General features: G+C 73.3%; 15 protein-coding genes. 9 read left to right on the top strand and 6 right to left on the bottom strand.

The genetic code is table 11. The features are described 5' to 3' along the window. Positions 1 to 471, bottom strand: a complete 471-nt coding sequence (locus SSP29_RS38525; protein WP_089105565.1) for a winged helix-turn-helix transcriptional regulator — start codon at positions 469 to 471, stop codon at positions 1 to 3. Positions 472 to 574: 103 nt separating this feature from the next. On the opposite strand from SSP29_RS38525, the gene SSP29_RS38520 reads away from it, so the two are divergent. After that, a complete protein-coding gene (locus SSP29_RS38520; protein WP_089105564.1) occupies positions 575 to 1,747 on the top strand; it encodes a thiolase family protein in 1,173 nt (390 codons plus the stop codon). A 194-nt stretch (positions 1,748 to 1,941) separates the two neighbouring features. Here the strand turns inward: SSP29_RS38520 and SSP29_RS38515 are convergent, their stop codons facing one another. Then, complete coding sequence (locus tag SSP29_RS38515) at positions 1,942 to 2,706, bottom strand: TVP38/TMEM64 family protein (protein WP_089105563.1); 765 nt, start codon at positions 2,704 to 2,706, stop codon at positions 1,942 to 1,944. 51 nt (positions 2,707 to 2,757) lie between these two features. On the opposite strand from SSP29_RS38515, the gene SSP29_RS58815 reads away from it, so the two are divergent. From SSP29_RS58815 to SSP29_RS38505, 3 genes are all read left to right on the top strand, one after another. After that, entirely contained in the window at positions 2,758 to 2,925 is a 168-nt protein-coding gene (locus SSP29_RS58815) for a hypothetical protein (RefSeq protein WP_167450088.1), read from the top strand. Positions 2,926 to 3,040: 115 nt separating this feature from the next. Beyond that, the gene (gene tuf / locus SSP29_RS38510) at positions 3,041 to 4,210 is read left to right on the top strand and encodes an elongation factor Tu (protein ID WP_089105562.1); all 1,170 of its coding nucleotides are present in this window, start codon (positions 3,041 to 3,043) and stop codon (positions 4,208 to 4,210) included. 92 nt (positions 4,211 to 4,302) lie between these two features. Continuing rightward, a complete protein-coding gene (locus tag SSP29_RS38505; protein ID WP_089105561.1) occupies positions 4,303 to 5,148 on the top strand; it encodes a spermidine synthase in 846 nt (281 codons plus the stop codon). Here SSP29_RS38505 and SSP29_RS38500 read toward each other — a convergent pair. Further along, positions 5,110 to 6,420, bottom strand: coding sequence for an MFS transporter (locus SSP29_RS38500; RefSeq protein WP_089105560.1), 1,311 nt, complete (start codon positions 6,418 to 6,420; stop codon positions 5,110 to 5,112). The two genes, SSP29_RS38505 and SSP29_RS38500, sit on opposite strands and share 39 nt — an antisense overlap. A gap of 159 nt (positions 6,421 to 6,579) precedes the next feature. Further along, complete coding sequence (locus SSP29_RS38495; RefSeq protein WP_089105559.1) at positions 6,580 to 7,620, bottom strand: DUF8017 domain-containing protein; 1,041 nt, start codon at positions 7,618 to 7,620, stop codon at positions 6,580 to 6,582. A 210-nt stretch (positions 7,621 to 7,830) separates the two neighbouring features. Between SSP29_RS38495 and SSP29_RS38490 the strand changes: the two genes are divergently transcribed. Continuing rightward, positions 7,831 to 8,268 (top strand): DUF4442 domain-containing protein, encoded by a 438-nt coding sequence (locus tag SSP29_RS38490; protein ID WP_089105668.1) that lies wholly within the window; start codon positions 7,831 to 7,833, stop codon positions 8,266 to 8,268. A 67-nt stretch (positions 8,269 to 8,335) separates the two neighbouring features. Here SSP29_RS38490 and galU read toward each other — a convergent pair whose 3' ends face one another. After that, positions 8,336 to 9,286 (bottom strand): UTP--glucose-1-phosphate uridylyltransferase GalU, encoded by a 951-nt coding sequence (galU, locus tag SSP29_RS38485; protein ID WP_089105558.1) that lies wholly within the window; start codon positions 9,284 to 9,286, stop codon positions 8,336 to 8,338. A 413-nt stretch (positions 9,287 to 9,699) separates the two neighbouring features. Here galU and SSP29_RS38480 point away from each other — a divergent pair, with 413 nt between their 5' ends. Together SSP29_RS38480 and SSP29_RS38475 are read left to right on the top strand one after the other, a co-directional pair. Further along, positions 9,700 to 11,532, top strand: a complete 1,833-nt coding sequence (locus SSP29_RS38480; protein ID WP_245883469.1) for an RICIN domain-containing protein — start codon at positions 9,700 to 9,702, stop codon at positions 11,530 to 11,532. A gap of 104 nt (positions 11,533 to 11,636) precedes the next feature. Then, positions 11,637 to 11,933 carry a hypothetical protein gene (locus tag SSP29_RS38475; RefSeq protein WP_150135711.1) on the top strand — a complete coding sequence of 99 codons (297 nt, stop codon included), beginning with the start codon at positions 11,637 to 11,639 and terminating at the stop codon, positions 11,931 to 11,933. Here SSP29_RS38475 and SSP29_RS38470 read toward each other — a convergent pair. Next, positions 11,924 to 12,238 (bottom strand): DUF6980 family protein, encoded by a 315-nt coding sequence (locus SSP29_RS38470; RefSeq protein WP_089105556.1) that lies wholly within the window; start codon positions 12,236 to 12,238, stop codon positions 11,924 to 11,926. The genes SSP29_RS38475 and SSP29_RS38470 overlap by 10 nt on opposite strands. A 351-nt stretch (positions 12,239 to 12,589) precedes the next feature. Here SSP29_RS38470 and SSP29_RS38465 point away from each other — a divergent pair, with 351 nt between their 5' ends. Both SSP29_RS38465 and SSP29_RS38460 read left to right on the top strand, forming a co-directional pair. Continuing rightward, on the top strand, positions 12,590 to 15,070 hold the full coding sequence (locus tag SSP29_RS38465; protein ID WP_089105555.1) for a beta-glucosidase family protein: 2,481 nt from the start codon (positions 12,590 to 12,592) through the stop codon (positions 15,068 to 15,070). A 529-nt stretch (positions 15,071 to 15,599) separates the two neighbouring features. Further along, positions 15,600 to 22,727, top strand: a complete 7,128-nt coding sequence (locus SSP29_RS38460; protein WP_089105554.1) for a type I polyketide synthase — start codon at positions 15,600 to 15,602, stop codon at positions 22,725 to 22,727. The last annotated feature ends 1 nt before the right edge of the window (position 22,728 follow it).

The following is a 22,728-nucleotide window of genomic DNA, read 5'->3' as shown; positions in this document are numbered from 1 at the left end:
TCAGGCCGTCATCGGCCCGGTGACCGTCCAGCCCGGTGCCTGCGGGTGGGCCGTCGAGTCCCCGTGCCGCACCGGGTCGCCGCAGGCCGCGCAGGTGACGACCGGGGTGAGGGTCTTCCCGCAGCCGTGCTCGATCACCATGGGGCGGTCGCCGTCCGGGTGGAGGTGGCGGTCGCCCCAGGCCATCAGGGTCAACAGGACCGGCTGCAGTTCGAGGCCCGCCTGCGTGGCCAGGTACTCGAAGCGCTGCGGCCGCTCGCTGTAGACCCGCTTGGTGAGGATCCCGGCGTCCACGAGCCGGCGCAGCCGGGTGGCCAGGATGTCGCGCGGGGCGCCGATGTTGCGCACCAGCTGGTCGAAGCGACCGTTGCCCAGGCACACCTCCCGCAGGACCAGCAGGGAGTACTTCTCGCCGACGAGCGCGAGGGCGTCGGCGATCGAACACGGGCGGGGGTCCTTGGGGGCGGCCATAGGGCCAGTCTAGTGGAGGGTTGGATTTTCAAACTCGTGGAGTTATGGTGGGTTCGGATTTCCTACTCACCGGTAATCGAGACTGGCAATCGAGGTCCCCGTGATGCGTGACGCAGTCATCGTCGAAGCCGTACGCACCCCCGTCGGGAAGGGCAAGCCGAACGGGTCCCTGGCGCACGTCCACCCCGTAGAACTCCTCGCCCACACCCTGCGCACCCTCGTCGAGCGCTCCGGCATCGACCCCGCCCTCGTCGACGACGTGATCGGCGGCACCGTCGACCAGGTCGGCGAGCAGGCCATGAACACCACCCGGTACGCCGTCCTGTCCGCCGGTTTCCCCGAGACGGTCCCGGCGACCACGGTGGACCGCCAGTGCGGCTCCTCCCAGCAGGCCGTGCACTTCGCCGCGCAGGGGGTCATGTCCGGCGCCTACGACGTCGTCGTCGCCTGTGGCGTCGAGTCGATGAGCCGGGTGCCGATGTGGTCCAACGTGCCGGCCGGCAAGGACCCCTTCGGTCCCGGAGTCGCCGCGCGCTACCCGGAGGGCCTGGTCCCGCAGGGCATCAGCGCCGAGCTCATCGCCGCCAAGTGGTCGCTCGGCCGCGCGGAGATGGACGCCTTCGCCGCCTCCTCGCACCAGAAGGCGGCGGCCGCGTGGGAGGCGGGGCTCTTCGACGCGCAGGTGGCTCCGCTGGACGGCGTCGCCCGTGACGAGTCGGTACGGCCCGGTACCACCGCCGAGATCCTCGCCGGGCTCAAGCCCGCCTACTACGACCCCGGGTTCGCCGAGCGGTTCCCGCAGATCGAGTGGAACGTCACGGCGGGCAACGCGAGCCCGATCAACGACGGGGCGTCCGCGGTGCTCATCACCTCCGGTGAGACCGCGGCGAGGCTCGGGTTGCGGCCGCTGGCCCGGCTGCACGCGTTCGCCGTGACCGGCTCCGACCCGTTGCTCATGCTGACCGGTGTGATCCCGGCGACGGAGAAGGTGCTGCGGCGGGCCGGGCTCGGCATCGAGGACATCGACCTGTTCGAGGTGAACGAGGCGTTCTCCAGCGTGGTGCTGGCCTGGCGGCAGGAGACCGGGGCGGACCTCGCCAAGGTGAACGTGAACGGCGGGGCGATCGCCCTGGGGCATCCGCTGGGGGCGAGCGGGACCCGGCTGACCACGACGCTGGTGCATGCGATGCGGGAGCGTGGGGCTCGGTACGGGTTGCAGACCATGTGTGAGGCGGGTGGGCTGGCGAACGCGATGATTTTGGAAGCGGTTCGGTAGGGGGCGGTGCGCCTAGGGGGGGTGCCGCGTGGTGTCGTTGGGCGGCTGGCGCGCCGTGGGGGCTGGTCGTGCAGTTCCCCGCGCCCCTGAAGGGGCGCTTCGCGCCCACGCGGCGGTAGCCGCATATCGCATACAGCCCCGCGCCCCTGAAGGGGCGCTTCGCGCCCACGCGGCGGTAGCCGCATATCGGGGCGCTATGGCTTGGGGCGTAGGTGGTGGCGTTTTCTCCAGGCCAGTACTGCTCCTGCCACCGCCGGTACGACGATTGCTGCCACCGAGATCAGGAAGGCCGGGGACGTCGGTGTCGAGGCTCGGGCGCCTGCGACGACGTACGCGGCCACGTTCGGGATCGAGCCCAGGGCGGTGGCGACCAGGAACGGGGTGTACCGCATGCGGGAGACGGCGGCCGCGTAGTTCGCGGCCCAGAACGGTACGCCTGGGAACAGGCGTACCGCCAGCATCGAGCGGAAGCCGTGCCTGCTGAACTGGTTGTCCGCCGCCTTCAGGAGCCGGCCGCGCAGCAGCGGGCGCAGTGCCTCCTGGCCGAGCATCCGGCCGAGCGCGAAGGAGATCCACGCCCCGAGCACGGTGCCCGCCATGGCCGCGCCCATGCCCGTCACCGAGCCGAACAGCGCACCGGCCGCGAGGTTCAGGATCGGCCGGGGCACGAACGCCACCGTGATCAGCCCGTACGCCACGGCGAAGATCACCACCGCGGTGGCGCCCGCCACCTGGGGCGGCCAGCCCTGCGTCATCAGTTTCTGGGGCTCGAAGAGCAGCACCGACGACGCGGCGGCCGCCAGCAGGGCGACGAGCAGGGACAGCCGGGACCACGGCGACAGCAGCACGCGCGTGCAGCGCGCGCCGAAGCTCACCGGAACGGGCACGGCGATGGTCAGCTCCTTGGCGGCGACCCGGGGAGGGGCCGTGGCGGTGCCAGAGCGGTTGGCATCGAGCATTCGGCGACACTAACCGAAGCGGATGTGTGATCGCCGTATGGATGCGGTCCATTGGGCGAAATCGGCGTCGCGGAAAACCGTTCGACGTGGGGCGACGCGTCGGACATGATCTGTGTCATGTTCCGGTTCGCCTTCCTCGTCGCAGCATCCGCAGTCGCGGATGCGCCGAAGGCTGCCGTCCCCGTTCTCGCGGCCGCTGTCGACGGCGCCCGAAGCTGACCCTCCCCGGAAAGTCCGGCGGACCCCGCAGGGGGAGGGTCGGCCGGTTCCCCGGGGTCCCCGCGTCTCGCCCTGACGAGACTCATCATCGCTGACCAGGCTTCGAGGTACAGCCATGCCCAAGACGGCATACGTCCGCACCAAACCGCATCTCAACATCGGCACGATGGGCCATGTCGACCACGGCAAGACCACCCTGACCGCCGCCATCACCAAGGTCCTCGCCGAGCGCGGCACCGGCACGTTCGTGCCGTTCGACCGTATCGACCGGGCCCCCGAGGAGGCCGCCCGCGGCATCACCATCAACATCGCGCACGTCGAGTACGAGACCGACACCCGGCACTACGCCCACGTGGACATGCCGGGCCATGCCGACTACGTCAAGAACATGGTCACCGGGGCCGCGCAGCTGGACGGGGCGATCCTCGTCGTCTCCGCGCTCGACGGGATCATGCCGCAGACCGCCGAACACGTGCTGCTCGCCCGGCAGGTGGGCGTCGACCACGTGGTGGTGGCGCTGAACAAGGCGGACGCGGCCGACGAGGAACTGGTCGAGCTCGTGGAGCTGGAGGTGCGGGAGCTGCTCAGCGCGCACGGCTACGGCGGCGACTCCGTGCCCGTCGTACGGGTCTCCGGGCTGAAGGCCCTGGAGGGGGACCCGCGGTGGGCGGCGTCGATCGAGGCGCTGCTCGACGCGGTGGACACGTACGTGCCGATGCCGGAGCGGTATCTGGACGCGCCGTTCCTGCTGCCGGTGGAGAACGTGCTCACCATCACCGGGCGCGGGACCGTCGTGACCGGTGCCGTGGAGAGGGGGACCGTGCGGGTCGGGGACCGGGTGGAGGTACTCGGCGCGGACGTCGAGACCGTCGTCACCGGCCTGGAGACCTTCGGGAAGCCGATGGACGAGGCGCAGGCCGGGGACAACGTGGCGCTGTTGTTGCGGGGCGTGCCCCGGGACGCGGTGCGGCGGGGGCATGTGGTGGCGGCGCCGGGGAGTGTGGTGCCGGCGCGGCGGTTCTCGGCGCGGGTGTACGTCCTGTCGGGGCGCGAAGGGGGTCGTACGACTCCCGTCTCGACGGGGTACCGGCCGCAGTTCTACATCCGTACGGCGGATGTGGTCGGGGACGTCGACCTCGGTGAGACGGCGGTCGCCCGGCCCGGGGACACGGTCGAGATGACCGTGGAGCTGGGACGGGAGGTTCCGCTGGAGGCGGGGCTGGGGTTCGCCATCCGTGAGGGCGGCCGGACGGTGGGGGCGGGGACCGTGACCTCGGTGGAGTGAGGTTGCGGTGTGCGGGGGACTGCGGGCCGGCGGGGGCCGGTCGCGCAGTCCCCCGCGCCCCTGAGCCGGCACGGGCACCGCACAATGGAGAAGTGAACGAATCCATACCCGTCGTCCGGGTCACCGAGCACGGGACCGCCAAGCTGATGCCCGACGTCGATCGGGAGCGGGCCTGGTTGTTGACCGTCGACGGGGCGCCGCAGTCGTATGTGGATCTCGACGAGCCGACGCATCTCGAGTTCGAGTACGCCCGGCGGCTGGGGTATGTGCTGGACGCCGTGGCGGAGGCCGGCGCGCCCCTGGACGTGCTGCATCTCGGCGGGGGCGCCTGCACGCTGCCCCGGTACGTGGCGGCGACCCGGCCGGGGTCCCGGCAGGATGTCGTGGACGCCGACCGGGAGCTGCTGGAGCTGGTCACCGAGCATCTGCCGTTGACGGACGGCGCCGGGATCGCCCTGCACGCCGCCGACGCGCGGCGCTGGCTGGAAGCGGCGCCCGCGGACTCCGCCGACGTGATCGTCGCCGATGTCTTCGGGGGGTCCCGGATTCCCGCGCACCTGACCTCGCTGGGCTACGCGCGGGAGGCCGAGCGGGTGCTGAGGGGTGACGGGGTCTACCTGGCCAACCTCGCGGACTCCGCCCCCTTCGGCTTCCTGCGTGCTCAACTCGCCACGTTCGCCGCCGTCTTCGAGGAACTGGCGCTCATCGCCGAGCCGGGCGTGCTGCGCGGGCGGCGGTTCGGGAACGCGGTGCTCATCGCCTCGCACCGGCCGATCGACGCCGGCACGCTGGCCCGTCGTACGGCCGCCGACGCCTTTCCGGCGCGGGTCGAACACGGGCCCGCCCTGCGGGAGTTCGTCGGCGCGGCCCGGCCGGTCGGGGACGCCGACGCCGTACCGTCACCCGAGCCCCCCGGCGGAACGTTCGGGATCGGGTGAGACGGCCGACGGCTGCGCGGTGACCGGGACCGTGCGCCGGGTGAGGTTGCGTACGTCCGGGACGAGCAGCACCGCGGCCGTCACGGCGACGACCACGCCCGCGCAGCCCCACAGGGCCGGGCCCCGGCCGAAGGCCTGCTCGGCGGGGCCCGCCAGCGCGGTCGCCAGGGGCAGCAGGGAGACGGAGCCGAACCAGTCGTACGCCGAGACCCGGGAGAGCTTCTCCTCGGGGATCTCCTGGTTCAGCGCGGTCATCCAGGAGACGCCGAAGACCTCGACCGTCGTGCCCGCCACGAACATCACCGCGTAGAGGACTCCCACGGAGACGGGTACCGCCAGCGCAGCCGAGGGGAGCGCGAGCGGGAAGATGCAGAGGGTGCCGACGAAGAGGAGCCGGCGGGGTTTCCAGCGGGTCATCAGGAGGGCGCCGGCCACCGTGCCCGCGCCGAAGCAGGCGAGGGCGAGACCCCACGGTCCCGGGCCGCCGAGGCTGTCCTGGGCGACCAGCGGGCCGTACACCGCGTCGGCGGCGCCCACCATCGCGTTCGCGACCGAGAACTGGACGACGATCCCCCACAGCCAGGGGCGGCCCGCGAACTCCCGCCAGCCCTCCCGGAGATCGGCCAGCATCCCCTCGCCCGGCGCGCGCGGCGGGACATGGCTGACGTCGAGGAACGAGCGCAGCGCACCGGCGACCGCAAACGCCGCCGCGTCCACCGCCAGCACCCAGCCGGGGCCCACCGCCGCCACCAGCGCGCCGCCCAGGGCCGCACCGCCGAGGGCGGCGCTCTGCATCGCCATCCGGAACACGGCGAACGCACGGCCCGCCTGTTCGCCGCTCACCGAGGACATCAGCATGCCCTCCGCGGCCGGGCTGAAGAACGCCTGGCCGGTACCTCCCAGCGCGGTGAGCAGCATCATCTGCCACAGGCGGGGTTCGCCGGTGAGCACGAGGACGGCGAAGGCGCCCTGGGAGAGGAAGTTGAGGGCGTTGGCCGCGACCATCACGCGATGACGGGGGAGGCGGTCCGCCACCGCGCCGCCGACGAGCAGGAACAGCACCAGCGGGAAGGTGCGGGCGGCGGCCACCAGGCCGACGTCCCCGCCGTCGCCGCCCGCGTCCAGCACCGCGAACGCGGCGGCGATCAGAGAGCCGTTGGCGCCCAGGCTCGTCACGATCGTCGCCGCGGTCAGCAGGCTGTAGTTGCGGCCCGCCCAGGCGGGTCTGCGCAGGCGGACAGGGGTGCCGGGGGAGTCGGAGGCGGAGGTCACCGCCCGACTATCCCCGTCGGAAGCCCGCCTTGCCAATCCGATTCCTGGGCATCCGATTCCCGGGCATCCGACTCCCGGGCATCCGATGCCCGGGCGGGCGGTCCCCGGGCGGGCGGTCCCCGGGCGGGCGGTCCGCGGGCGGGCGGTCCGCGGCCGGCGTCAGCCCCCGGTCGGGGTGCCGTGCAGCCGGACCGTGCTGAGGATCTTCATGACCGTCGCCGTCGGGACCTCGCCGTTTACTCCCCTGGCACCGTAGAAGTCCCAGGACACCAGGTCGCCGGCCGAGTTCTCGAAGCCGAACGTGATCGCCTTGCCGTCGCTCGCGCACTTGCCCTTCTGCGGGGTGTTCGTCGAACGCGCCCAGGCGTAGGCGCCCTTGAGGCCCGACGCGGTGGTGTAGGCGGTGGCCTTCTTGTCCCAGGTGATGGTCTTCTTGTCCGGGTACGTGTAGCCGCCGTACACCCACCAGGGGACCTCCCGGACGGCCGCGTCGCCCCCGGTCTTCGCGCCGCTCTCGCCCTTGGTGCCCACCGCCGCCAGGGCCGTGTCCTCGGTCCTGCCGTCCTTGTCGTCGTCGCTCGTGCACCACTTCGACTTGTACTGGGCGGGCGCCGACATCGTGATGAGCGGCTTGCCGTCCTTGTCCTCGAAGCCGACGGACGTCCCCGAGGTCAGGACCTCCCAGTCGGCCGGCACGTCGAAGGCCGTGCCCCACTTGGGGTTCACGACGGTCTTCCAGCCCGCGACCGTCGGCTTCTCGGTCCCGTCGTCACCGCGCGGATCGTCGTCCGCCGACGCGGAGGCGGAGGCGGAGGCGGAGGCCGAGGCGGAGACGGCCGGTGCATGGGTCGCCTGCCGGTTCCTGCCGGTGTCCGCCTGGTCGTCCTTCTTGCTGCCGAGGACCAGGAACCCGGTCACCCCGGCCGCCACCACGACGGCCGTCGCCGCGATGATCGCGACCAGTTTCGTGCGGTCGCCTCCTCCGCCTCCGCCCCCGCCCCCGCCCCCGCCGGATGGTGCCTGCGGAGCGCCGGCGGGCCCGGGCGGGCCCCACTGCGGCTGCTGCCCGTACCCGCCCTGCTGCGGATACTGCTGGTAGCCGGGCTGCTGATACGGATTCGGCTGCTGGTAACCCGGTTGCTGATACGGGTTGTTCTGCGGGTACTGCTCGCCCCCTGGCGGCTGCTGTTCTGGCCACATGGCTCGTAACCCTAGTGCCGCCCGTGACACGTCCCGGTCACCGGCCGTCGCCGGAACCGTACCGGCGCCTCGGCCGGCCGGGACGTCGTACAGCCGTACCGCGGAGAGGATCTCGCGGACCGTGGCGTCAACGCTGACAACGATCACCGCATCGGCTCTGGTCAGGCTGTTCTACCCGTGAGTAACATGACCGTCATGAGCACTGACCAGATGTCGATCGGCGAGATGCTCGCCGCCACGGTCCCGATGGTGCGGACCCTCAACCTGGAGTACCTGGAGACCACTCCGGAGCGGGCCGTGCTGTCCCTGCCGGACCAGGGCGACTTCCACAACCACATCGGCGGCCCGCACGCGGGCGCGATGTTCACCCTCGCCGAGTCCGCGAGCGGCGCGATCGTGCTGGCCGCCTTCGGCGACCAGCTCTCCCGGGCCGTGCCGCTCGCCGTCAGCGCCGAGATCGCGTACAAGAAGGTCGCCCTCGGCCCGGTCAAGGCCACCGCGACGCTGGGCCGCCCGATCGCCGACGTCGTCGCCGAACTCGACGAGGGCAAGCGCCCCGAGTTCCCGGTCGCCGTCGCCATCACGCGCGAGGACGGGGCTGTCACGGGTGAGATGACGGTCGTCTGGACGCTGCGTCCCAACGGCTGACCGGATCCGCGAACGCCGGACGGGGTGAGGGGCGCAGGACCCTCACCCCGTCCTTCACCGGGGCCGCTCAGGCGGCGCGGCTTTCCTCGCGCTCCGCCCCGTCCTCTTCCAGGCCCGCCACGAACTCCTTGAGCCACGCCGTGAACTCGGGCCCCAGGTCCGGGCGTTCGCAGGCGAGCCGGACCACCGTGCGCAGGTAGTCGGCCTTGTCGCCGGTGTCGTAGCGCAGTCCGTCGAAGACCACCCCGTGCACCGTGCCGGCCGCGGCCAGGTCCTGCAGCGCGTCGGTCAGCTGGATCTCGCCGCCGCGGCCGGGCGCGGTCCGTTCCAGGACGTCGAACACCTCCGGGTCCAGGACGTAGCGGCCGATGACCGCGTAGTTGCTGGGCGCCTTCTCCGGGGACGGCTTCTCCACCAGGCCGGTCACCCTCACCACGCCGTCCTCGGCGGTCGGCTCGACGGCGGCGCAGCCGTAGAGGTGGACCTGGGACGGGTCGACCTCCATCAGCGCGACGACACTGCCCTGGTGGCGGTCGCGGACGTCCAGCATCCGGCTGAGCAGGGTCTCGCGGGCGTCGATCAGGTCGTCGCCGAGGAGCACCGCGAAGGGCTGGTCGCCCACGTGGTGCTTGGCGCACAGCACCGCGTGGCCGAGGCCGAGCGGGTCGCCCTGGCGGATGTGGTGGATGTCGGCGAGCCGCGCGGGATCGCGTACGGCGTCCAGGCGCACGGTGTCGCCCTTGGCAGCCAGCGCCTGTTCCAGCTCGAAGGCGTTGTCGAAGTGGTCCTCGATGGCCCGCTTGTGCCGGCCGGTGACCATGAGGATGTCGTCGAGCCCGGCCTTGGCGGCCTCCTCGACGACGTACTGGATGGCGGGCTTGTCGACGACCGGCAGCATCTCCTTCGGCGTCGCCTTGGTGGCGGGCAGGAACCGGGTACCGAGCCCGGCGGCCGGGACGACGGCCTTGCGGACCGGCCGGGGAGACGTGGGGGCGGGGGAGGAGTGGGGGGCGGTCATGCCGCACATGGTGGCCCGCCGGGATGAGAGAGGGCCGGGAGAAACATGGGAGGCGGCTGTGGAACTCCACGTTCCGCCGCGGGTGACCCCCGCCGTCCGGGAGTTGAAGATTTCGTGTGCCATCGGGTCCGTGACGCACACAAGTTGAACCTGTGCGACCGCTGAATCCCGGCGGAGCTTGCATACCGCCGGTAACTTATCTGAATTCCCGTGTCTTTGAACTTCGGTCACCTCAACTTCTTGTTTCCTGTGAGGCCTGTGTGCGAAGGTGAGCCACCCCGCGGGAGGGTCCATGGAACGGTACGGCCGTCAGGCCGGCCGTTATGGATCCTAAAGGTACGCACCAATCAGCACTGCATTCCGTCAGGGCGCCATTTCGCATGCCGTCCTGCGGCCCGGAAGGAAATGGTTCAGTGCAATCCCCCTACCCCCCACGCCCGCCTTACCCGCCTCGCCCCGGTTCGACCCCGGGGGAGTCCGACCGCAATCTCATCGCCCAGCTCACCGGGACCCCCGCGGCCAGGCATCATGCCGTCGCCCTGCTGCTCGCCCGCCACTGGCGCGCCACCTGCGACTACGCCGTCGTCTGTCTCGCCTCCGCCACGCCCACCGCCCAGCTCGTCGCCAGCGCCGCCTTCGAGCGGGTCCTCGGCAGACTGGCCGGCGGCGCGGTGGGCGGCGCCCTGCGCCCCCAGCTCCTCGTGGCGGTACGGGAGACGGTCCGCGCCTGGGCCGCCGACGAAGCCATTTCGGTGGTCGCACCGGAACTGCGCAAGACCACCGGCGGCCGCGGACTCGGCGCCGCGAGACCCGGCACCCCCGAAAGACGGCAACTCGCGGAGCGCGCTTTCCAAGCCCTTCCGGGAGCCTCGCAATGCCTCCTCTGGCACTCCGAGGCCGAAGCCGAACCGATAAACATACCCGCCGGTCTGCTGGGTGTCGACACCGCAACCGCGACGGCCGCCCTCGACCAGGCCCGTGAACAATTCAGGACCGGATTGGTGCGCGCCCACCGGGAACTCGCGCCCTCGAAGGAATGCCGCTTCTACAACCGGCTCCTCGACGTCCCCATTCGCAGGGGCGGCTCTCTGCTCCCCGATGTGCAACGGCATCTGACCGACTGCCGGTACTGCCGGTACGCGGCCGAACAGCTCAGCCATTTCGACGGCGGCCTGGAGGTGCTGCTCGCCGAGACCGTGCTCGGCTGGGGCGCCCGCCGCTACCTCGACACGCGGCCCGGCCACGGCGCGGTCGTCGAGGCCTGGCCGGCCGGAGGCCGACCCGCACCTGCGGTGGTGCCCGCCGGACGGCACCGCATCGGGTCCGAGAGCGGACGGCGCAAGGTCATGCTGGCCGGTGCCGGCCTGGTCTCCCTCGCGCTGCTCGCCACCGTGCTCGTGGCCAAGGGCTGGTCCGATGACAACGGTGTCCCGCACCCCGGCGCCACCACCTGGGGAGCCCCCGGCGGCGCCACCACCCGGCCCGGCCCCGCCGCGAACCCGCCCTCCGCGGCCTCCCCGTCCCCGGCCTCGGTGGGCGAGCCCGTCGAGATCGCCCACGGCAGGCTGCGCAGCCTCGACGCCGGGCTCTGCCTGGACGTGCGCGGGGGCCGGGTGCGGACCGGAGCGGAACTACGGCTCGGCCTCTGCTCGGACAACGGGGCCCAGCAGTGGTCGTACCAGGACGACGGCCTGCTGCGCAGCGCGCTCGACCCCACCCTCTGCCTCGCCGCCGACCCCGGTGCGCGCAGCGTTGTGGTCTCCGGCTGTCTGGTGCACGCGGGGGAGGTGTCGTACGACCTCACGGTGCGTGGCGAACTCCTGCTGCGCTGGGACAAGGACCTCGCGCTGGCCGCGGACGGCACGCGGGTGGTCGTGGCCCGGCGGAGCGGGGCGGTGCGGCAGCGGTGGGACCTGGAGTCGGGGAGCGGCGCTGCGGCGGTGACGCCGGAGGCCACGCACTCCGCACCGCCCGCGCCGGGGAAGGCCGGGCCCGGGGGAATCCCCGCACCCCCGCCCGTTCCGGAGGAACAGACGGGTGAACCGCGGGAGCCGTACGGCACGCGGGTCGCACAGGCCGGCTCCCGTGAGCGTCCCGTCGCGGTCACCCCGACCGCGCCGAACGAGCCCGTGGGCCCGCTCACCGAGGCGGTCGGCGATGCCCTGGACTCGGTACCGGCCACCGTGACGGACGCCCTGGGCTCCGTTCCGGACGCCGTGACCGGGGCGGGCGGCCTGCTCGGCTAGCCCCCACACCGGGCCCCGCCTCGCCTCCGGGCCCGACCGGCCCGGGGGGCTTGGAGCGCTGGGGGGTACCGCGAAGGCTGGAACTCGCGGTGAGGTACTGCAAGGTGACGCTCGACTTCACGGAAGCGGTCATCACGCACGACACCCTGCGGATCGACGTGGCGATGACGCTGACGCTGATCACGCGGCCGGGCGTCGTGGTGGACGCCGACGGTCTGCTACTGGTGCACACCAAGGCCAAGTACCGCCAGGAACCGACGAGTTCCGGTCTGCCGCCCACGCTGCGCGTGGAACTGGTCGGTGCGAAGAGTCTCGGCTGTCTGGTGGTACGGCCCGCACGTCGGACGTTCGCACAGTGGCTGCTGCGCAGCCGTTTGCACGGTGCGGACCGTCATTCCTGAGGAGGCGAGGCCGGCCGGCGCTCGTCGCGGAACTCGGCGGGGACCTCGTCCGCCCACGGATCGATCCCGCGGCGTTCCAGTTCGTCGAACCAGCTGTCCCGTTGCGACTCGGGGAGCCTTCGCCCGCACCAGGGGCAGAACGCGATGGTGATGCTCGATGCGCCGCCGTCATGGATGATCAGGCCGTACTCCTGGAACTCGGCGCTGAACGTGACCAACGCGTCCGGGCACGCGAAGGGGTCGTCGTGCCGGTCGCAGGGCACGTTGACGCGGCTGTTCATCGCCTCGCAGCAGTGGGTGGTCATGACCTCGGCTCTTCGTCGATCGGTGTTCTGAACAGAAGTAGATCAAACGCGCCCTACGCGTTGCGAGGAACTTCCTGTGCCGTCGGCCCGAGCCCCCTCGCTCTCGTGTCGGGGGACCGCTGCATGCAGTGGCTCTCCGTCTTCGGCTCTTGTCGGCTTCGGTCCGTCTTCTGTTCAGATCGTTGACACGAGTCACCACCGGATCTACGTTTCCGGAGCGCCGGTGGTGCGGCTGACTGGTCGTCAAGGTCCTGTGGCCGTTGACGCGTTCACAGGCCGAACGCGGTCCGGCGGCCCCGGCGCCTTCGCGGTCCACATCGTCGTGCCCGCACACCGAAGGAGTGACGGCTCATGTCCGAAACCGTCTCCCGACGATCCGCCCTGCGACTGACGGCCGGCGCCGTCGCGGTCGCCGCCGCGGCCACCGGCGGACTCGTCCCCCTCACCTCCGCCGCGGCGGCGGACAGACCCGAGGCCGGGGCCGGCCCCCGCGTCGAGGGGCTGCTCGCCAGGCTCACGCTGGACGAGAAGATCTCCCTGCTGCACGGGGCCGACGACCCCGGCTCGCTCGGCCAGGCCGGCTACGTGCCCGGCGTCCCCCGGCTGGACATCCCGCCCCTCAGACTCGCCGACGGCCCGGCCGGTGTCCGCATCACCGAGCACGCCACCGCCCTGCCCGCCCCCGTCCTGCTCGCCTCCGCCTTCGACCCCGAACTGGCCCGCCGCTACGGCCAGGTGATCGGCCGCGAGGGCCGCGCCCTCGGCCAGGATGTGCTGCTCTCCCCGATGGTCAACCTCATCCGCACCCCCTACGCGGGCCGCAACTTCGAGACGTTCAGCGAGGACCCGCTGCTCACCGCCGACCTGGTCGCCGCCGAGATCAGAGGGATCCAGGGCGAGGGCCTGATCGCGACCGTCAAGCACTTCGCCCTCAACAACCAGGAGCAGGACCGCAGTTCGATCGACGTGCACGCCGACGAACAGACCATGCACGAACTCGAACTGCGCGGCTTCGAGGCCGCGGTGGGTGCCGGCACCGGCGCGGTCATGGGCTCCTACAACAAGGTCAACGGCACTTTCGCCTGCGAGAACCGGACCCTGCTCACCGACATCCTCCGCGACCGGTGGGGCTTCGGCGGCTGGGTGATGACCGACTGGTTCGCCGCCCACAGCACCGCCGCCGCGCTCACCGCCGGCCTCGACATGGAGATACCCGACGGCACCTACTTCGGGACGGCCCTCAAGTCGGCGGTGCAGAACGGCAGTGTGCCCGAGAAGTACGTCGACCGGGCGGTACGGCGGATCCTCGCGGTCATGGACCGCTTCGGCCTCCTCGACGGCAGCGCCCCGCCCCGGCCCGGCCGCGACGCCCGGGCGGGCGCGGCCGTGGCCCTGGAGGTCGCGAAGGCCGGCGCGACGCTGCTGCGCAACGAGCACCGCACCCTGCCGCTGGACGGCGGCAGCGTCGCGGTGATCGGACCGACCGGCTCACTGCCCTTCGTCAGCGGCGGCGGCAGCGCCCATGTCGTCCCCGACCACGCCGAAAGCCCCCTCGACGCCATCAGGGCCCGGACCCGCTCCACGGTCGGCTACGCCCTCGGCGCGGACCTGTTCGGCAAGGCCCTGCCGGCCGGCGCCCTCAGCCCCGGCTTCACGAGCGAGGGACAGCAGGTGGGCGCCGGAAAGGCATGGGCGTACGACGGCACGCTCACCGTCGCCGAGGACGACGAGTGGACCTTCGTGCTGCACTTCTCCTCCGCGGCCACCGCCCGCCCCCAGGTCCTGCTCGACGGCGAGGAGCTCTTCCCGCTCGCGGCCGGATACGGCGAGTACTTCTCGGGCGGCCTGGTCGCCGTCGCCCCCGACGGCCTCGGCGTCCGCCGTAAGACGCTTCAACTCGCCCGGGGCGCGCACACGTTGAAGATCACGGCGGACGGCGGAGACTCGGGTCTGCTGTTCCGGCTGCGGCGCAGCACCGGCGCGACCCGCGGGCAGGACGTCGCCGACGCCGTGGCCGCCGCCCGGGCCGCCCGGCACGCCGTGCTGTTCGCCTACGAGGACGCCACCGAGGGCCTCGACCGCACGACCGTCGCCCTGCCCGGCCACCAGGAAGAGCTGATCCGTGCGGTGACCGCGGCCAACCCGCGCACCACCGTCGTCCTCAACACCTCGTCGTGCACCTCGATGCCGTGGCTGGCGGAGACCGGGGCCGTGCTCCAGATGTACTACCCCGGCCAGGAGGGCGCGGCCGCCACCGCCGCCGTCCTCTTCGGCGACAGCGACCCGGGCGGCCGCCTCACCCAGTCCTTCCCGGCCGACGACGAGCACCACCCGGTCGCCGGCGACCCGCGCCGCTACCCCGGCGTCGACGGTGTGGAGGAGTACTCCGAGGGCATCCACGCCGGCTACCGCTGGTACGACGCGCAGGGCGTGCGGCCCCTCTTCCCCTTCGGGCACGGACTGTCCTACACCTCTTTCGCGTACTCCGACCCCCGGGCACGCTGGACGCACGACGGGCTGGAGGTGACGTTCACCGTGCACAACACCGGGCGCCGCGCCGGGACCGACGTGCCGCAGGTGTACGTCGGACCCTCCCCGGACCTCCGGCTCGACCAGGCGGTACGGGTGCTGGGCGGCTACCGGCGACTGGCCCTGCGGGCCGGGGAGCGGCAACGGGTGACCGTGCGGGTGGCCGCGGGCACCCTGTCGTCCTGGGACGCGCGGCACCACCGCTGGACACTCGGCACCGGACGGCGGACCGTCTGGATCGGTGCCTCCTCGGGCGACCTGAGGCTGCGCACCGGCGCCCGGGTGGGCGGCGGCCACCGCTGAATTCCTGTCAATGAGCGGCCGGGGAGCCAGCGGCTCTCCGGCCCTTTACTTCAAGGGTTTACAAGAATTTTCCCCGCCGTGTGTTTCATTTGAAGCCGTGCGGTTGACGGCAGGTTTTTGTCAGGATTGGGTGAGGGTTGACGCGGAGGTGTTCGGCGTGGCTTTCCGGTGTGTCACGATCGAGCCAGCGGACCGAAGTCATCCCGAATTTACAGAGCTCGGCGCAGCCACACGCCGCGTTGCGCCGCGATGAGTGCCCGGTGAATGGCCAGGGTGCTTTGACGGGCTTGTGGCGGTGTGCCGCCAGGGATCCCGGTGCCGTACGACGGCCGCCCCGAAGTGGATTGCTCGGATTTTCGGCTCTTGCGGTGAATTCCTCCTGCTGGCCGAATCAATGCTACCGGACGCGATAGGCACGCTCCGTTATTGACCCGCGAGTAACGAACTCGCTAGTTTCCGGTGGCCTCACCACGAGCTTTCCGCCGCACACATCCCCCACCGTGCTGTCCTCCCGATTATTCGGAGCGTCATGACGTCCCCTGTGCGTGCCGTCGACCTGATCATGTGCATCACCCCTTTCGGAGAACCCGATGCCAGGCTCGCCACAGCGGTCTGCGCCGCCGGCGGACTCGGCGTCCTCGACCTGGGCCGCGGCGACCGAAGAACCCGGGAGGCGCTGGCCCGGCTGAGACGAGCGGCTCCGGGACCGTACGGCGTGCGGATCGCCGCCGGCTGCGCCCTGACCCCGGACGATCTCATCTCGGACGGTCTCGGCCCGGACGGTCTCGGCCCGGCCCCCGACACCGTGGTCCGGGCCGCTGACGCACCCTGGACCGTCGCCGAACTCGCCCCGCACACCCGGGTGCTGGCCGAGGTGACCGACCTCGCCGGGGCGCGTGCGGCGGTCGCGGCCGGCGCGCACGGACTGATCGCCCGGGGCGCCGAGAGCGGCGGCCGGGTCGGCGAGCTCAGCACCTTCGTCCTCCTCCAACAGCTGCTCTCCGCAACCGAGTTGGCGGTACCGGTCTGGGCCGCCGGCGGCATCGGACCGCACACCGCGGCGGCCGCGGTGGCCGGTGGCGCGGCCGGGGTGGTCCTGGACAGCCAGCTGGCCCTGCTCGCCGAGTCCCGGCTGCCCGAGGCGACGGCGGCCGCACTGCGCTCCCTGGACGGCTCCGAGACCGCCGTCGTGGCCGGATACCGGGTCCTGCACCGCCGCGGCCCGGACGCCGTGCGCCCGCCCGCCGACGACCCGGCCGCGGTCGCCGCGCTGCTCGGCGCCGAGGACCTGCGCACCCAACTGCTCCCGGTGGGCCAGGACGGCTTCCTCGCCGCCCGGTTCGCCGAGCGGTGGGGGGACGTACGGCGGACCGTACGGGAACTGACGGCGGCCATCCGCGGGAACGGTGCCGCCGCTGCCGCCGACGCACTGCGGCCGACCGACCCGGCTGCCGGTGCCGCGTCCGACGCGCTGCCGACCGCCGTGCCGGTCGTCGGCCCGGCCGTCGACGCGCTGCCGACCGCCGTGCCGGTCGTCGGCCCGGCCGTCGACGCGCTGCCGACCGCCGTGCCGGTCGCCGGCCCGGCCGTCGACGCGCTGCGGCCCGCCACCTCCGCCATGAGCCGGGCCCTCGGCACCCGGCTGCCCGTCGCCCAGGGCCCGATGACCCGGGTCAGCGACCGGGCCGCCTTCGCCGCGGCCGTCGCCGACGACGGGGCGCTGCCCTTCCTGGCGCTGGCCCTCGCCGACGGCACCCGCACCCGGGAGATGCTGACCGAGGCCAAGGCCGCGCTCGACGGACGTCCCTGGGGTGTCGGCGTGCTGGGCTTCGCGCCCGAGGAACTCAGGAACGCCCAGCTCGAAGCGGTACGCGAGCTGCGGCCCAGCCACGCGATCGTCGCGGGCGGCCGCCCCGCCCAGGCGGAGGCGCTGGAGCGGGCCGGGATCAGCACCTTCCTGCACGTGCCCTCGCCGGGGCTGCTGCGGCAGTTCCTGGACGCCGGGGCCCGGAAGTTCGTGTTCGAGGGCTCCGAGTGCGGCGGCCACGTCGGACCGCGCGCGAGCTTCCCGCTCTGGGAGGCCCAGCTCGCCGTACTGGAGGACTTCCCGGACGCGGCGAACGTGGAGGTGTTCTTCGCGGGCGGCATCCACGACGAACGCTCGGCGGCGATGGTCGCCACGCTCGCCGCGCCGCTCACCGCCCGGGGTGCGGCCGTCGGCCTGCTCATGGGCACCGCCTACCTCTTCACCGAGGAGGCCGTGGACCGGGGCGCGATCCAGCCCCTGTTCCAGCGCCAGGTCATGGCGGCCGCCTCGACCGCCCTGCTGGAGACCGCACCCGGCCACGCCACCCGTTGTGTCCCCAGCCCGTTCACCTTCAACTACCGAGAGCGCGAAGCGGAGTTGCGGGACAGCGGGGTGCCCGACCGGCGGGTGTGGGAGGAGCTGGAGCGCCTCAACGTCGGCCGGCTGCGCATCGCCAGCAAGGGCGTCGACCGGTCGGCCGACGGCGAGTTGACGGCCGTGGACGAGCAACGGCAGCTCTCCGACGGGATGTTCATGGCCGGGGAGGTCGCCGTCCTGCGCTCGGCGACCACCACCGTGGCCGCGCTGCACCACGCCGTGACCGACGGGGCCGCCGACTTCCTGGCGCGGCGCACGGCGACGGCGCGGCCGGCACAGCCTTCCGTCCCCGCCCCGCTCGACATCGCGATCGTCGGCATGGCCTGCATGTTCCCGCAGGCCCCCGACCTCGCCGCCTTCTGGGCGAACGTGGTCGCCGGACACGACGCGGTCACCGAGGTACCGGCGGAGCGCTGGGATCCCGCCGTGCACCACGCCGACGGCAGTACGACGTCCAAGTGGGGCGGCTTCCTGCCGCCGATCCCCTTCGACCCGCTGGGCTACGGCATCCCGCCCGCCTCCCTCGGCCACATCGAGCCCGTCCAGCTGCTCGCCCTGGAGGCCGCCCGGCGCGCCCTGGACAACGCCGGATACGGCGAGCGGGGGCGGGAGTTCGACCGCTCGCGCACCTCCGTCGTCTTCGGCGCCGAGGCCGGCAGCGACCTCTCCAACGCGGCCACCCTGCGCGCCGTCCTGCCCTCCTACTACGGCAAGGTGCCCGACGGCCTCGAAGAGCAGCTGCCCCGGCTCACCGAGGACTCCTTCCCGGGCATGCTCGCCAACGTCATCTCCGGCCGCATCGCCAACCGCCTCGACCTGGGCGGCGCCAACTACACCGTCGACGCCGCCTGCGCCTCCTCGCTGGCCGCCGTCGACGTCGCCTGCAAGGAACTCACCGCCGGCACCAGCGACGTCGTGCTGTGCGGCGGCGCCGACCTGCACAACGGCATCAACGACTACGTCCTGTTCTCCTCCGTCCATGCGCTGTCCCCGACCGGCCGCTCCCGCGCCTTCGACGGCTCCGCCGACGGCATCGCGCTCGGCGAGGGCGTGGCCTGCGTGGTCCTGAAGCGGCTGGCGGACGCCGAGCGCGACGGCGACCGGATCTACGGCGTGATCAAGGGCCTTGGCTCGTCCAGCGACGGCCGCTCCCTGGGCCTGACCGCCCCGCGCCCCGAGGGCCAGCGGGCCGCGCTGCTGCGGGCGTACCGCAGCGCCGGGATCTCCCCGGCGCGGGTCGGCCTGGTCGAGGCGCACGGCACCGGGACCGTCGTCGGCGACCGCACCGAACTCGGCATCCTCAGCGAGGTGTTCGCGGAAGCGGGTGCGGAGAACGGCAGTTGCGCGCTCGGGTCGGTCAAGTCCCAGATCGGGCACACCAAGTGCGCCGCCGGTCTCGCCGGGCTGATCAAGACCACCCTCGCCCTGCACACCGGCGTCAAGCCGCCCACCCTGCACCTCGACCACCCCAACCCGGCCTGGCGGGAGGACGGCAGCCCGTTCGCCTTCCACACCGAGGCCCGGCCCTGGGCCACCCCGCCCGCCGAACGGGTCGCCGGGGTCAGCGCGTTCGGCTTCGGCGGCACCAACTTCCATGTGGTGCTGGCCGCGTACGACAGCGCGGTACCGCCGGAGCAGGGACTGGACGCCTGGCCCGCCGAGCTCCTCGTGTTCCGGGGACGGGACGAGCAGGCCGCCCACCGGGGCGTCGAGGAGATCCTGCGGGCCGCCGGGGCCGGTTCCTGGCGGCTGCGCGACCTGGCGCTCGCCGCCGCCCGCCGCGCGGACGCCTCGCACGAGCCGGTACGGGCCGCGGTGGTCGCCGGCGACGTGGCCGGGCTGGCCGGACAACTGCGCCGCGTCCTCGCCGGGGAGCACGACCCGGCCGCCGGCATCCACCTGGCCGCCCCGCAGCAGGACGCCGATGCCGGCACCGTTGCAGGCGCCGGGACCGACGCCAAGGTCGCCTTCCTCTTCCCCGGCCAGGGCAGCCAGCGCCCCGGCATGCTCGCCGACATCCTCATCGCATTCCCCGAGCTCCAGCACTACCTCCAGCTCGGCCGCGCCCACGCCGACGCCCTCTACCCGCCCACCGCGTTCGACGACGACACCCGCGAGCGCCGCCGGGCCGCCCTCACCGACACCCGGGCCGCCCAGCCCGCCCTCGGCATCACCGGCCTCGCCGCCCACGCCTTCCTGACGGCCGCCGGCGTCCGCCCCGACATGGCCGCCGGACACAGCTACGGCGAACTCGTCGCCCTCAGCGCAGCCGGTGCCCTCACTCCCGAGACCCTCCTGGAACTGAGCGCCGAACGCGCGGCCGCGATCCTGGCCGCCGCGGGCGACGAACCCGGCACCATGGCCGCCGTGTCCGGCGCAGCGGACGACGTCGAGCGGGCGCTGCGGACGGCCGGGGCCCCGGCCTCCGTGGTCGTGGCCAACCACAACTCGCCCCGGCAGACGGTCGTCTCCGGCCCGACCGAGGAAGTGACCGAAGCCGTACGGCTGTTGCGCGAGGCCGGCCTCGGCGCCAAGCGGATCCCGGTGGCCTGCGCCTTCCACAGCCCGGTCGTCGCCGGGGCGGGCGACCGGTTCGCCGAAGTCCTCGCGGACACGGCCGTACGACCGCCCGAGTTCCCGGTGTGGTCCAACCGCACCGCGGCCCCCTACCGGCCCGACGCCGACGCCGTACGCGCCGAACTCGCCGCCCAGATCGGCTCGCCCGTCGCCTTCGCCGCCCAGATCGAGGCGATGTACGAGGCCGGGGCCCGCGTCTTCGTGGAGGCCGGGCCCGGAACCGTCCTCACCCGGCTCGTCGGGCAGATCCTCGGCGACCGCCCGCACACCACCGTGGCCTGCGAGCCGCGAGCCGGCAGCGGACTGCCCGGCTGGCTCGACGCGCTCGCCCGGCTGGCCGTGGCCGGGGCCCCGGTACGCACCGCCTGGCTGCTGCGCGGCCGTGACGCCGTGGACGCGGTCCGGACCCCGGCGCCGAAGCGGCCGGGCTGGACGGTCGACGGACAGCTCGTGCGCACCGCCGCCGGAGACCTCCTGCCCGGTGCCCTCGCACCGGCCCGACGAGTCGTGGAGACGACGACCGTGACGACGAACCAGCCGCATGGCGCCCCGGCCGACCGGGACGCGCTGATCTCCGAGTTCCTGCGCACCAGCCGGGAGATGGTCGCCGCCCAGCGCGACGTACTGCTCACCTACTTCGGGGCGACCCAGGTGCAGGTGCCGGGCGCGCCGGTGCTCCAGCAGCTGCCGACCGCCGAAGTGGTCGTGGCGCAGCCGCAGTCGGCGGAGCCCGCACTCGCACTCGCACCTGCGCCCGCGCCCGCTCCGGCGGCCGAGCCAGAGACGGCGGCCGACGTCGAGCGGGTCGTCCTGGAGATCATCAGCGAGCGCACCGGCTATCCCGTCGACATGATCGAGCCCGACCTCGATCTGGAGGCGGACCTGAGCATCGACTCGATCAAGCGGGCCGAGATCGCGGGGGAGTTGGCCAAGCGACTCGGCATCGCGGGCGGTGCGGAGACCCTGGACGACGCCGAGCTGGAGGACCTGGCCAAGGCGCGAACGGCGGCGGCCGTCACCGGATGGCTGAGGGCCCGGGTCGGCTCCGGCGAGCAGGAGACGGCCACGGCTCCGACGGGACCGGCCCCGGCCACCACCGACCCGACGGCCGACGCGCCCGAACCGGTGGCCGCGACCGTCGCCGTGTCGGAGCCGGCGCCCGGCGCGGGCGTACCGGCGCCCCGGCCCGCCGCGGCCGACGAGGTCCCCTCGGGCGAGGCGCCGAAGCGGTTCGAGATGCGGCCCGTGGCCCTGCCGCAGCCGGATGCCGCGGCCGACCCGGCCGCCGTGCTGGCCGGCAGGCGGTTCCTCGTCCTCGGGGACGGCGCACAGGTGGCGGCACGGCTCACCGGGTACGGCGCCGAGGCCGTCACCGTCGACGCGGACCACCTGCTCGGGGAGGCGGACGGCGCCGTGGACGGCGTGCTGTACCTGGGCGCGCTGCCCGGCAGCGACGCCCCCGTGCTGCCCGACGCCTTCCCGGTCCTGCGGGCGGCCCTGGCCAAGGGCCCGCGCTGGCTGCTGGCCGTCCGCCCCGCCGACGGCGCGGACGCGGCACGCTCGGCCGGGCTGCACGGGCTGTTCCGTACCGTCGCCCGGGAGTACCCGGACACCGTCGCCCGGGTCGTGACCCTCGGGGACACCGCACCCGAGGCGGTCGCCGACGCACTGCTCGCCGAGCTGCTCGCACCGGAACCGGCCCCGGTCGTACTGCGCACGGCCGCCGGCCGGCAGGGCCTCGAACTGGTCGAGGTGCCACCCGGCGCGCTCGCCGGAACCGGGGCCGGACCGGCCGGGGATGGGGCCGCCGAGGCAGCCGCCCTCGGCCTCGACCGGGACTCGGTGGTGCTGCTGGTCGGCGGGGCCCGGGGCATCACCGCGAAGTTCGCGGCCACCCTCGCCGCCGCCTGCCGCTGCCGGATCGAGCTGCTCGGCCGGACGCCCGCGCCGAACGGTCCCGAGGCCTCGGACACCGCCGCCGCCCGCACCCCCGCCGAACTCCGCGCCGCCCTCGCCGCCCGGGGCGGCCTGAAGCCCGCCGAGATCAACCGCGAGGCCGAACTGATCCTGGCCCAGCGGGAGATCACCGCCACCCTGGACGAACTCGCCGCGCTCGGCAGCGAGGCGCGCTACCACGCCGTCGACTTCCGCGAGCGCGACGCCGCGCTCCAGGCCGTCAAGGAGATCCACGCCGACCACGGCCGCCTGGACGGAGTCGTGTTCGCGGCCGGGGTGATCGAGGACCGGCTGATCGCGGAGAAGTCCCCGGAGTCCTTCCAGCGGGTGTACGGGACCAAGACGACCGGCGCCGCCACCCTGCTCGCCGCCCTGGAGGAGCTGCCCAACGGGCCCGGTTTCGCCGTGCTGTTCGGCAGCATCTCGGCCGTCCTCGGCAACCGCGGCCAGGCCGACTACGCCGCCGCCAACGACGCCCTGGAGAGCCTCGGCGCCGGCTGGGCGGAGCGCACCGGGAACCGCGCGCTGACCGTGCACTGGGGGCCGTGGGCGCCCGTCGGCGGCCACACCGGCATGGTCAGCCCGGAACTCGGGCGCGAGTACGCCCGGCGCGGGGTCACGCTGATCGACCCCGACGAGGGCACCGCCGCCCTGCTGCGCGAGCTCGCCTGGGGCGAGGAGTCCGTGCGGGCCGTCGTCTACACCGCCTCGGGCTGGTGAC

The organism is Streptomyces hyaluromycini, from assembly GCF_002217755.1.
GTDB lineage: Bacteria > Actinomycetota > Actinomycetes > Streptomycetales > Streptomycetaceae > Streptomyces > Streptomyces hyaluromycini.
The sequence above is the reverse complement of the archived record's forward strand: the minus strand, read 5'-3'. Positions and strand labels throughout refer to the sequence as shown.